The organism is Janthinobacterium violaceinigrum (genome assembly GCF_009208555.1).
In the GTDB taxonomy this organism is placed as follows: Bacteria; Pseudomonadota; Gammaproteobacteria; order Burkholderiales; family Burkholderiaceae_D; genus Janthinobacterium; species Janthinobacterium violaceinigrum.
In genome coordinates this window covers 126,947-139,011 of the sequence record NZ_WFLI01000013.1, presented here as the reverse complement: position 1 = coordinate 139,011, position 12,065 = coordinate 126,947, and the positions used below count along the sequence as shown (strand labels likewise).

11 protein-coding genes are annotated in these 12,065 nt (G+C 64.1%); 8 read left to right on the top strand and 3 right to left on the bottom strand.

Annotation, left to right across the window (positions count from 1 at the left end; translation table 11 throughout):
- Window positions 1-470: malonate decarboxylase holo-ACP synthase (locus GCN75_RS13650; RefSeq protein WP_152282999.1), on the top strand; the 470-nt coding region annotated here is incomplete at its 5' end.
- Window positions 467-1,399 carry a malonate decarboxylase subunit epsilon gene (gene mdcH, locus GCN75_RS13645; RefSeq protein ID WP_152282998.1) on the top strand — a complete coding sequence of 311 codons (933 nt, stop codon included), beginning with the start codon at window positions 467-469 and terminating at the stop codon, window positions 1,397-1,399. The genes GCN75_RS13650 and mdcH, both read left to right, overlap by 4 nt.
- 28 nt (window positions 1,400-1,427) lie before the next feature.
- Here mdcH and GCN75_RS13640 read toward each other — a convergent pair whose 3' ends face one another.
- On the bottom strand, window positions 1,428-3,731 hold the full coding sequence (locus GCN75_RS13640) for a TonB-dependent receptor (protein WP_226941377.1): 2,304 nt from the start codon (window positions 3,729-3,731) through the stop codon (window positions 1,428-1,430).
- A gap of 366 nt (window positions 3,732-4,097) precedes the next feature.
- Entirely contained in the window at window positions 4,098-5,357 is a 1,260-nt protein-coding gene (locus GCN75_RS13635; RefSeq protein ID WP_152283009.1) for a PepSY-associated TM helix domain-containing protein, read from the bottom strand.
- Window positions 5,358-5,594: 237 nt separating this feature from the next.
- Between GCN75_RS13635 and GCN75_RS13630 the strand changes: the two genes are divergently transcribed.
- The 6 genes from GCN75_RS13630 (at window position 5,595) to GCN75_RS13605 (ending at window position 10,713) form a co-directional block, all read left to right on the top strand.
- Window positions 5,595-6,425 (top strand): alpha/beta fold hydrolase, encoded by an 831-nt coding sequence (locus tag GCN75_RS13630; RefSeq protein ID WP_152282996.1) that lies wholly within the window; start codon window positions 5,595-5,597, stop codon window positions 6,423-6,425.
- Window positions 6,425-7,981 (top strand): hybrid sensor histidine kinase/response regulator, encoded by a 1,557-nt coding sequence (locus GCN75_RS13625; protein ID WP_152282995.1) that lies wholly within the window; start codon window positions 6,425-6,427, stop codon window positions 7,979-7,981. Before GCN75_RS13630 ends, GCN75_RS13625 begins: the two co-directional genes overlap by 1 nt.
- 7 nt (window positions 7,982-7,988) lie before the next feature.
- Window positions 7,989-8,936 (top strand): hypothetical protein, encoded by a 948-nt coding sequence (locus tag GCN75_RS13620; RefSeq protein ID WP_152282994.1) that lies wholly within the window; start codon window positions 7,989-7,991, stop codon window positions 8,934-8,936.
- Window positions 8,937-9,001: 65 nt separating this feature from the next.
- Window positions 9,002-9,523 carry a hypothetical protein gene (locus GCN75_RS13615; RefSeq protein WP_152282993.1) on the top strand — a complete coding sequence of 174 codons (522 nt, stop codon included), beginning with the start codon at window positions 9,002-9,004 and terminating at the stop codon, window positions 9,521-9,523.
- A 20-nt stretch (window positions 9,524-9,543) separates the two neighbouring features.
- Entirely contained in the window at window positions 9,544-9,948 is a 405-nt protein-coding gene (locus tag GCN75_RS13610; RefSeq protein WP_152282992.1) for a hypothetical protein, read from the top strand.
- Window positions 9,949-10,014: 66 nt separating this feature from the next.
- On the top strand, window positions 10,015-10,713 hold the full coding sequence (locus GCN75_RS13605) for an aspartate/glutamate racemase family protein (protein WP_193317504.1): 699 nt from the start codon (window positions 10,015-10,017) through the stop codon (window positions 10,711-10,713).
- A 49-nt stretch (window positions 10,714-10,762) separates the two neighbouring features.
- Here the strand turns inward: GCN75_RS13605 and GCN75_RS13600 are convergent, their stop codons facing one another.
- Window positions 10,763-11,980 (bottom strand): MFS transporter, encoded by a 1,218-nt coding sequence (locus tag GCN75_RS13600; RefSeq protein WP_086138079.1) that lies wholly within the window; start codon window positions 11,978-11,980, stop codon window positions 10,763-10,765.
- Window positions 11,981-12,065 lie beyond the last annotated feature (85 nt).

Here is a 12,065-nt window from a genome sequence, read left to right as displayed (position 1 = left end):
GGCTGCGCAGCGAGCGGCACGCGTGCGAGGTGGATGCTGCCGCCGTGCTGCGCCGCGTGACGCCGGAAGTGCTGGCGCGGCTGGCGCACGCGCCGCAGCCTAGTTTTTCCTGCGCCGCGCTCGATGCGCTGCGGCAGGTGGCACCGCTTCTCGACGCCACGGGCTGGGCCTGGGGCCCGACGGGCGGCGTGGGCTTCGCCCTGGCCAGCGGCTTGCCCGTGCTGCGCGCCGACAGCGACCTCGATCTCGTGCTGCGCATTGCCGCGCCGCCGGACGCGGCCCAGGCCGACGCCCTGCGCGCCATCGCGGCGAGTGTCACGTCGAGTATCACGGCGTGCCGGCTCGATCTGCAGATCGACACGGGCCATGGCGGCTTTGCGTATGCGGAATGGGCGGCGGGGAGGGGCAGGGTCTTGCTGAAGACGGACCAGGGGCCGGTGCTGACGGCCACGCCATGGGAGCTGGCATGAGCGTGTTGTTTACCTTTCCCGGCCAGGGCGCCCAGTACCCGGGCATGCTGCATGCGCTGCCGGACGATGCGGCCGTGGCGGCAACCCTGGCCGAAGCGGGGGACGTGCTGGGCCAAGATCCCCTGGCGCTGGACACGGCCGATGCGCTGGCGTCGACGCGGGCCGTGCAACTGTGTCTGCTGATTGCGGGCGTGGCGATGGCGCGTTCCCTGGGGGCGCGCGGCGCGGCACCGGACATGGTGGCCGGCTTTTCCATCGGCGAGTATGCGGCGGCCGTGGTGGCCGGCGCGCTCGATTATGCGGATGCCCTGCGCCTGGTGGCGCGGCGCGGGCAGCTGATGCAGCAGGCCTATCCCGCCGGCTACGGCATGGCGGCCATCATCGGGCTGGATCTGGCGCAGCTGGAGCCGCTGCTGGCCCAGGTGCATGGCGCCACGAACCCCGTGTATATCGCCAACCTGAATGCGCCGCGCCAGATTGCCATTGCGGGCAGCGAATCCGCCTTGCAAGCCGTGATGGCGCTGGCCCTGGCGCAGGGCGCCAGCAAGGCGCAGCGCCTGGCCATCAGCGTGCCGTCGCATTGCCCGCTGCTGGAAGGCGCGGCGATCGACATGGCCGCCGCCTTCGACGGTGTGGCCATGCGCCGCCCCGCGCTCGTCTACCTGAGCAGCAGCGCGGCGCGCGCGCTGTTCGACCCGGTCCGCATCCGCGACAGCCTGGCCGCCAACATGGCGCAGCGCGTGCAGTGGATCAGCACGGTGCGCCTGGCGTGGGAGCGGGGGGCCCGGCTGGCGCTGGAAATGCCGCCGGGCAGCGTGTTGACGCGGCTGACGGCACCGGACTTTACGGATGGCGTGGCCGTCTGCTGCGACGGCAACCGGGGCGACAGCGTGCTGGCGCTGGTGAGCCGGGAGCGGGGCGGGGTTTGACGGCGCGGACCTTGAACGTGGTGGCGCCTTACAGCCTGGCGCTCAAGCCCAGCTGGAAGCCACGGCCGGGCAGGGGCGCAATGTATTTCAGTGGGGAATTGTGCGGCCTGGCATCGTCATCGAGCAGGTTGGTGCCGCTGAAAAACACCTCGATGCCCGCAAACGGCGAATTGCGCACCTGCAGCGCGCGGCTCACCTGGAAGTTCACCATGGTGTAGCCGTCGAGCGGCACTTCTTCGCTGACACTCTTGCCCAGGTACTTCTGCTTGTCATAGCGGGTGCCGGACAGCCTGGCTTTCCAGCCCTTGTTTTCCCACGACACATTGGCGCCATAGCGGTTGGTGGGCATGTTGGGCAGGTACTCGCCGTCGTTGTGCGCGCGCAGCTTGTCCGGGTTGTCTGCCTTGTTCTTGACCAGGTCGGCAAATGCGGAGAGGTTCAGCTTGCCGTAGCTGCCAAGCTGCAATACCTGGGAGGCGTCGACTTCGAATCCCTTGACCGTCGTATCCGTCTGCTTCCAGTATTTCAGGGGCAGGCGATTGGCCATCTGGGCGCCCGAGTGGCCAAGGTACAGATAGTTGTCGTACTTCATGACGTAGCCGGTGGCCGACAGCTTGAATCCCCGATTGGCAAACAAGGCAGTGAGTTCCGTATTCTTTGCGCGTTCGGCCTGGAGGTTCTGGTTGCCTTCTTCCTGGGTCATGATCGAATAGTGCGCATTGCTCGCATATAACTCGTTGACATCGGGCGCCCTTTCCGACGACGAGTAGCGCAGCTTCACGCCGAACAGCTGGCCTAGTGGGGCCGAGGCGCCCAGGCTATAGCTGTTCAGGCTGAAGTCCTTGTCCCCGAGTGTGGAGTTGCCCGCATTTCTCGACGTCTTGAAGCCGCTCTTGCGGATCTCGTGCGCCACTTTTTCATGGCGAAAGCCCGCGTCGAAGGTGGCCCAGTCGAGATCGAGGCTTTCCTTGAGGAACAGCGCGCGGCTGACCGTGCTTGCATCGGGAAGGTAGCGCTGCGGCCCGCTGCCGCTGATGTCCCGGGCTTGATGGCTCAGGCCAAGCAAGCCGCTCAAGAGCCCCGCGCGCCGGTGCGCCAGCAGGAGCTCGGCTTGATTCGTGTCGAACTGGTAGTCGTTCGCCTTGGCCGCGCCGAGGCGCTCTCCCGACGTATTGTTCAGGCGTGACATGCGCAATTGCACGCTTTCAAGGTAGGCAACGGGGCTGGAAAGCTGGGCTTCCAGCGCATATTTATCCTGCTTGATCACGACGCCGACGGGCAATCCCGCGTCATAGTTAGCCCCGAACGACTTGTTTTCCATGGAAAAACCCGGCACGCCATACTCGCTTTCCTTGGAATCGAGACTGACCGCCACGTAGCCCTGGTCGAAAAAGTAGGTCGTGCCGGCGGCAATGTGGGCGTTGCTGGCGTAGCTGTTGCCCAAGGTGCCGTGGTAATCGGGCGTCACGTCCCGGTTGATCTTTTTCTGGGTCATCGCTGGCGTCCCCGGCACGTAGGCGGGGTTGGCGGGATTGACGTAGGTCTTGCGCTGCCAGACGGAGGTGGGGTGATTGGTATAGAAGGAAAAATCGCCGTCCGCCCAGTCCGGATTTTCCGTCATGAACTGGTCGATAAACGGTTGCGAAGCCTTGTTGTAGATTTGCTGGATGCGCGCTTCCTTCTGGCAACTGTCGGCCAGGAAGGTGTTGACTCCGCCGTTTGCAGGGAACAGCTGGCTGTTGCACACGCCGGCCTTGCTGTTGCCGGGAATATCGTAATGCCCGATCTTCTGGAAGGACAGTTGCAGATTGGTCGAGAAGTGCTTGCCATCGTTGAAGTTGGCGCGCAAGCCTTGTGCGTCGGCATCGTTGAAGCCCTTGCGCAGCACCAGTTCCACGTCCTTCTGCTTGCCTTCCATCTTCCTGGAAATGATGCCGGAATCGACGTCGACGCTGCCGCCGATGGCATTGCCGCCGAAACGCACGCTATCGGACGATTTGTTCACCGTCACGCTGCGCGCGAAGAGGGGATCGAAGGGGATATTGATGTCGCCGCTGAGCGCATTCATGCCGAGGATGGACTGGCCGTCTTCGAGGATCTGCACGCGGCTGCCGCTCAGGCTGCGTATCACCGGCGCGCCGGCATTCGGCCCGAAGGCGCTGCTTTGCACGCCCGAGACATGCTCGAGCATGCCGCCCAGGGTCCGGTTCTGGGTTTGCCCATTCTCGACCACGACGACGCTGTCGATGGCCGATAGCCGGTCGGCCCGGACCTTGATGGTTTGCAGGGTAACGTCGTCCGCCGCGTAGGCGAGCGGGGCAGTGGACAGCATGGCAGCTGCGAATACGTGATGGCGCATAGGACTCTCTAAAAAGGCGGAAGGTGATGCTGGCGCTGGATGCAGGCGCAGCGCGATGGCTTAGATGCAATCGAGTTGCAATAATAGCTGGCGAGCAATGCTATTGCAAGTAAACTGCATTTGGCGGAGCGATGGGCGCGGCGAGGAATGCCCAATTGGCGGGCTGGGGGATGGGAAGCGCGCAGCGCAGCCAGCCGGCATGCGCCAGCTGCTGTGCAGCAAAGTACGGAGGGGCGATGGCAGAGGCGCGCAGCTTATGTGTTGCGCGTGATCATGCTGCTGGCAAGGGGGGGGCAGCGCAGGCTGAAGGAGTCCCCTGCGCCGTTGTGCGTCGCTACGTCAGGTGAGTTTCAATGGCTTGTTCAGCTGCAGCCGGCGCGCGCGCCGCTTTCTTTCCCAGATGACGATGCCCGTGATGGACAGCATGGCAACCATGATGCCCATGAAGGACATCAGTATGCGCCCCGGCAAGCCGAGGATGCGGCCCGAGTGCAGGGGGAATTGCAGTTGCACGAAGACGTCGGCGGCCGTGCCTTCCCATGGCTTGTGCTGGCCGATGATGGTACCGTCCATGCCGTCGACGTACAGGTTCGACAGGCCCATGCCGGCCGCGCCGAATTCGTCGGCCGGGTCGAAGAACGAGACGTTATAGAACGAGTAGTTGCCGCCATAATAAATGCCGCCGATGGGCGCCGTGATGCCGCGCTGCACGGCCTGTTTTTTTGCAATGTCCACCGCCTGCTCGAAGCCGATCGCGGGCGCGATGAAGGTACCGTAGGGCGCGGGCGTCTGCGTTTCGTACGGTCCCGGCGTGGTGGTCGAGACCAGCGACATGACGGGATAAAACACTTCGCGGTACAGGTTCAGCGAGAACGAGGTAAACGCCACGACGAGGATGATGGCCCACACCCACAGGCCGCCCGCGCGGTGCAAGTCGAAATTGAGCTTGTAGCCGCCGGCTGCCCAGCGCACCACCCACGACGGTTTCCAGCGCTGCCACCAGCCGTTGGCGCTGCGGTGGCGCGGCGCCTCGTCCGGCGCACGCGGGCGCAAGCGGCGCGGCGTGGTCAGATAGAACGCCACCATGCTGTCGAGCAGCCACACCAGGGCCACCGTTCCCATCAGCCAGTAGCCCCAGCGGTCCGTGCCCCAGAACGCGGGCACGTGCAGGCTGTAGTGCAGGTGGCGCAGAAACGGCATCAGGCTGCGGCGCGACAGGGAAATGGCCGTCGAATCGCGGGTGCCCGTGATCTGCGCCGTGACGGGGTCGACATACACGGTGTTGTAGTCGAGCACGAAGGGCTTGTTCGTGGCAGGGTCCGTCAACGGGCGCACCATGAAGGCGGCCGCGTGGCCTTCTTCCAGGCCCAGGGTCATGTAATTGACTTCCACGCGCGGGTCGGCGGCGGCGACTTTTTGCGCCAGCGCAAACGGCGCCTGCACGGGGCCGCGGCCCGGCGTGTCCATGATGTCGGCGTTGAGCCATTCGTCCAGCTCGTGATCCCACGAGGTGACGGCGCCCGTGAGGCCGGCAACGATGAGGAAGAGGGCGATGGTGAGGCCGGCCCAGCGGTGTATGACAGTCCAGAAAGCGCGCATGCGGTACAAACCTTCAAAATAAAACCGGCCTGTTGCCGCCAGCAGGCGCCACGGGGCGCACAGGGAAAAGCCAGGCACACGCCTGCTATTTTGATAATGGGAATCGTTCTCATTATCCGCCGTGGCGTGGCATTTGTCCAGCGTCAATGGTGTTGCCCAGGGCCAAATCGCGCATGCTAAGATGCTAGCAAGAAGTTAATTTACATTCCATGTGGAAATATTCAGGGCGAAACAGGCATGCGCATAGAAGATCGGCACAATATCCGCATTAGCGAACGCAGCGGTGCACCGCAGGCGGGCGCGGCAGCCACCATGGTGTTCATGCATGGCTTTGGCTGCGATCAAACCATGTGGCGCTACCTGGAGCCCTTGTTTCGTCCGTATTACCGCACCGTGCTGTTCGACCTGGTCGGCAGCGGCGCTTCCGACCTCAGTGCCTATGATTTCGATAGCTACGCGCGGCTCGATGCGCATGGTGCCGATTTGCGCCGGGTCATCCATGCCGTCGGCGGCGGCCCCGTCATTTGCATCGGCCATTCCGTCAGCGCCATGAGCGCCTTGCTGGCCACCATCGCGGAGCCGGACCTGTTTGCCGCGCAAGTCATGCTGGCGCCGTCGCCCTGCTATATCGATGATGCCGAGGCCGGCTACCGGGGCGGTTTCAACCGTACCGATATCGACGACTTGCTCGACGCCATGGACCGCAATTACCTGGGCTGGTCCGCCAGCATGGCGCCGGCCATCATGGGCGCGTCCGGGCAGCCGGCGCTGGGCGCGGACCTGACGCACAGCTTTTGCCGCACGGACCCCGCCATTGCCCGGCATTTCGCGCAAACCACCTTCCTGTCCGATCACCGCGCCGTCTTGCCGCATAACAGCACGCCGGCCCTGATCGTGCAATGCAGCGACGACTTCATCGCGCCCCGTCCCGTGGGCGATTATCTGCGCGACAGCTTGCCGCGCAGCAGCCTGCACGTGGTCGAGAACACGGGCCATTGCCCGCACATGAGTGCGCCCGATGCCAGCTACCGCGCTATCCGCCACTTTCTCGACGGCCTGCACCTGTAATGCGCGATACGATGCCTTCCTTGCCTTCCTTGCCTGACGCCGACACCTTATTCCAGCATGCGGCCTGCGGCTTGCTGCTGTGCACTGCCGACGGCACCATCGTGCAGGCGAACGCCACCTTTTGCGGCTGGCTTGGCTATGGCGCCGGGGAAATACTGGGGAAAAAGAAACTGCAGGACTTGCTGACCATCGGCGGGCGCGTGTTCCACCAGACGCACTGGCTGCCGCTGATGCAGGTGCAGGGCAGCGTGTCGGAAATCCTGCTCGACATGCGCCAGCGCCAGGGACAGGCCGTGCCCATGCTGCTCAACGCCGTGCGCCGCGTGCACGAGGGCGTACGTTATGACGAGGTCGCCGTCTTCATCGCCAGCGACCGCCGCAAGTACGAGCAGCAGCTGCAGCTGGCGCGCAAGGAAGCGGGCGTCCTCAACGAACAGCTGGCGGCCGCCGACCGGCGCAAGGACGAATTCCTGGCCACCCTGGCGCACGAGCTGCGCAACCCGCTGGCGCCCATGCGCAATGTGCTGGAAGTGCTGCGCCTGGCACAGCTGGACGATCCGCAGCTGTGCTGGGCGCGTGACGTGCTGGGCCGCCAGGTGGGCCACATGACGCACCTGGTCGACGACTTGACGGAAGTGTCGCGCATCACGCGGGGGCGCCTGGAATTGCGCCGCGCCAGCGTGGAACTGGCGCCCGTGGTGGAAGCGGCCCTGCACAGCGTGGCGGAGCTGGCTGCGCAGTCCGGCCACAGCGTGCACGTGGAGCAATGGCCGCAGCCGATCTGGCTCGACGCCGATGCCACGCGCCTGGCGCAGATGATCGCCAACCTGCTGACCAATGCCGTCAAGTACACGCCCGCCAACGGCGTCATCGGGCTGGAAGTGGCATGCGCGGCAGGGGAAGTGCTGATCAGCGTGCGCGATTCGGGCATCGGCATCGCGCCCGAGCACCTGGACAAGGTGTTCGACCTGTTTTCGCAGCTGGAACCGGCGCTGTCGCGGGCCCAGGGCGGCCTGGGCATCGGCCTGTCGCTGGTGCGCGGCCTGGCAGAATTGCATGGCGGCAGCATCAGCGCGCACAGCGACGGCGTGGGCCAGGGCAGTACCTTCGAATTGCGCCTGCCGCTGCCGGCCGTGCCGCTGGAAGCGCCTGCGCCGCCCAACCGCCGCTTGCTGGCGGGCACGCGCGAAGGCACCGTGCTGGTGATCGACGACAGCGCCGACGCGGCCGAAAGCCTGGCCCTGGCGCTCGACATCCTCGGCTATGAAGTGCGCACGGCCTACGATGGCGCGGCGGGCATGGCGGCCGCGCAAACCTTCATGCCGCAAGTCATCCTGCTCGACATCGGCTTGCCGCACATGAACGGCTACGACGTGGCGAGACTGTTGCGCAGCGAGCCCTGCGGGCAACACGCCATCCTCGTGGCCGTCACGGGCTGGGGCCAGGACAAGGACCGCAAGATGGCATCCGACGCGGGATTTGATTTGCACCTGACCAAGCCCGTGGATTTTTACGAGCTCGATGCGGTGTTGCAGAAGATGTTGCAGGCGGGGTAAGCGATACATGCAGCATCAACAGAAATTGTTCCAGAGCACGATTCAGGAAAAATGGGATCTGCCTGACTTGTCCGATGGCGCCCGCGTGCTACACGATGCCTTGCTCGATTATGAAGGCGATGGTGTGTATGCGGAGCTGCTCACTCCCTGGTTGCACGCTAATTCGCATGCGTTGGCCTGGCTGCGTTCATTTGCGCAAAGGCAAGGAAGTCCTGTTCCGCCAGCGAGCAAAGAGGAGTTGTGGGCACTGCACGCGTTCAGCCGCATATGCCAGGTGCTTGTCTTGCCCCTGCAACAGGGGCGCGACAATGGGGATGGCTGGGCCGGGCCGCCGCTGTCGCTCGCTGAGTATGAGGCTTTTGTCGAGGCACTGGGGATGACGGTGCTGCGGCCAGCACAATTTTCGCCTTTTTATCATGAGATAGTCGTACTCAAGCCTGCTGAGTCTGCCTGTGCACGTGCCGCCATCATGGCGTGGCGATGGCCGTGCGTCATGCTCGGCAACATGCTGTTTTCGCGTGGCGGCGTGGATGTCTGCGCTGGCGAGACAGTTTTCAAGCCTGGTATAGCTGACGCATCGACACTGTACTGGGCTGACCGCCGCAAGGGGCGACCTGTAAGCGACCTGTCGCATGGATGGGGTGGCAATTCGCAATGGCGCACGTCGTTCCGCCGCGACTATATCGTGGATGATACGCGATTCTACAATGTCGACGGCAGGCACGATCTGACGGCAAAAACGGCAGACGCAGGGCGCTCTTCGGAGCTGAGCTTGCTGGAAAGAGTTGAGCTGTTGACGCAGCGATGCTTGGTCAGCAGCACGAAAGCGCATGATGATCTGTGGCCCTATGACGACCATTGGCGCGAATCTGCGGACAACGATGGCTTGCCGGGGAGATGGTCGCGCTGGCTGTCATTCGTGCGCGACAGTGGCAAGCGGGCAAAAAGAACTTGAAACATGGGGCGGGATGCCACTGAAGTAGGCTCGGTGTGGCCGTTACCGGCAATAGAAGAAAAGACATGGAACAACTGACAGAACTTGACATCGCCGTTTTCCAGCTGCGCATGGGATTTGGCGATGCCGACCGCTGCGTGGACTGGGCCGTGGAACGCCTGAGGCGGGACGAGGAGGGCGACGACCTGGAAGTCGTGCTGCTGGCCAGCGCCCGTGGCCGCGACGAAGTGCTGCCGCTGGCCGAGGTAATCATCGAGCGCTACCGTGGCGAGCAGCGGCTGGCTGACCAATTTCTGGCAGGCAAATATATCGTCGAACTGCGCGCCGCCTACCTGGCGGGCCGGGAAAGCGTGTCGTCGCTCGATGCCATCTTTACCCGCCTGTATCCGGCGCTCGATTATCCCGACTGGCTGGTCATGTTGAGCCGCAATTGCGAGTATGCGGCGGACGTGCCCGATTTCGAACAGCCGTTCGAGGATGAATTCCGCTATATCGCCAGCCTGTGGGCGCAGGCGGACAGCCTCGCCGCGTTCGAACGCGCATACAGCCGTGAGACGTCCAACCAACATGATGCGACCGGCGTTTGATTGTGCCAAATGACTGCAATATGAAAAAAATCGATATTTTTGTCTGTTCCGATGCCGAGATGCGCGCATGTGCCAGCTGGCAAGATGCTTTCGATTCCTTTCCCGTCACGGGCATTACCTTGCCCGGCGAACTGGATTTTGCGTCGTTGGGGCAATTGCTGACCCACTCGGCAGCGCCTGCCATCAGGCCCGTATCTATCCCGGGGCGTGAGCTGTACGTGTTTGCGCATGCCATGGGGCAGGCGCTCGACCGGCTGACTGCCGAGGACTTGGCCGATATCGCGGTGGCATGGGCGCAGACGGCGCCATGGGCCCGGCTGGATGTCAATCCCTTCGACCTGGCCGGATTTCTGATGGCGTTGCAATCGATCTGGCATCAATCCGCCACGCCGGACAAGGCGCTGTTTGCATGGCCTGACGCGTAAGGCAAGTCTGCGATGGCTGGCGGCAGCCACCGTATAATTTGCACACTTCTTTTCACGAGGATAGACGTGCAACACAAAACCATAGGGCTGATCGGCGGCATCGGCTGGGCCTCGACCCTGGAATACTACCGGCTCATCAATGAAATGCTGGTAGCGCGCATCGGGCCAGCGCACAGCGCCCGCATCATGCTCGTCAGCATCGACCAGGCCGATTTCGTCGCGCACGCGGCGCAGCCGGACCCGCGCGCCATCGAGCAATTCCTCGTTGCTGAAGGGCAGCGCCTGCAAGGCATGGGCGCGGATTTCTTCCTGCTGTGCGCGAATGGCGCGCACCGATTCGCGCCCGCCGTCGTGCCGCGGATCGGCTTGCCATTCATCAGCATTGTCGAGGAAACGGCGAAAAAGGTGCAGCAAGCGGGCGTGCGCAAGGTGGGCTTGCTGGGTGTCAAGCAGACGATGGCGGGCCGCTTCTATCACGATGCGCTGGAGCAGCGCGGCATCGCCACGGTGACGCCCGATGCGGCCGACCAGGACATCCTGCACGACCTGATCTATACGGAACTGGTGCAGAATATCTTGACGGAAGCCGGCCGGAAGATCTTCCTCGACGTCATGGAAAAACTGCGGCGGCAAGGCGTGCAGGGCGTGATATTGGGATGTACGGAGATACCGCTGCTGATCCGGCAGGGCGATGTGGACATGCCGCTCTTTAATACGACGGCCATTCATTGCGCGGCGGCAGTGGCGTTTGCCGTCGAGGATTAAGCGCGGCACAGGAGCGGCCGCCTGAACAGGCCGCCGCTCGCTTGGAGCATCAGGCAGGCTGTGCGCCGCCCAGGTTGCGGCTGCGGTTTTCCACCAGCACGGAAATGCCGAGCACGACGATGCCGCCGCAGGCCAGCATGGCGCCCACCCAGCCCGTCGAGCGCAAGCCCATGCCCATGGCGATGGCGATGCCGCCGGCCCAGGCGCCCAGCGCGTTGGCGATGTTGAAGGCGGAATGGTTGAGGGCGGCGGCCACCGTTTGCGCGTCGCCGGCCACGTCCATCAGGCGCGTCTGCACGGCAGGGGCGACGGCGATGCCGGCGCCGATGGCGAACAGGTTGATCGCCGTCAGCCAGACATTGCTGCTGGTGTAAGTAAACGCGGCCAGCGCGGCCACGTTCCACAGCAGCACGCCAAAGATGGTCCACAGGCGCGAGCGGTCGGCCAGCCAGCCGCCGATCAGATTCCCCACCGTCATGCCCACGCCGATGATGGCCAGCAGGATGGAGATGACGAGGGGCGATACTTTCGTGATTTCCAGCAAGGTTGGCGTAATAAACGTGTAGACGGCGAACATGCCGCCGAAGCCGATCGCCACCATCAGCAGGGTCAGCCACACTTGCAGGCGGCGGAATACGCCCAGTTCGCGGCGCGGGCTGGAATCGCCGGCGGCCACCATGGGCACGAAGATGCGCACCATCAGCATGGTCAGCAGACCCAGCGCGGCGACCAGTAAAAAGGCCGAGCGCCAGCCCAGGGTCTGGCCGATGTAGGTTGCCAGCGGCACGCCGAAGATATTTGCCACGGTCAATCCCATCAGGACGCGGGCCACGGCCTGGCCGCGCCGGTCCGGTTCAGCCAGGGCGGCCGCCACCAGGGCCGCCACGCCAAAATAGGCGCCGTGCGGGATGCCGGCCACGAAGCGGGCCACCACCAGCAAGCCGTAGTTGGGGGCGATGGCGCTGAGCAAGTTGCCGCCAGCGAACATCAGCATCAGACAGATCAGCATCAGGCGGCGCGGCATGCGGGCCAGGAAAATCGTGATCAGGGGCGCGCCGATGACCACGCCCAGCGCGTAGGCGCTGATCATGTGGCTCATCTGCGGCAAGGTCGTGCCCAGGTCGTCGGCCACCACGGGCAGGATGCTCATGGAGGCGAATTCGCCCGTGCCGATGGCGAGGCCGCCGATGGCCAGGGCCAGGTCGGCGTAACCGGCGCCAAAAGGCGCGGTGACGCGCGGAATCAGGGGATCTACGGATGCGTGCATGTTCTTATTAGTTGGGTAACGGTGGAACGGGGTGAAGTAGCGTGCTGTGGCTCAGCCGCAGGGATGGCAATGCGCCATCAAATGC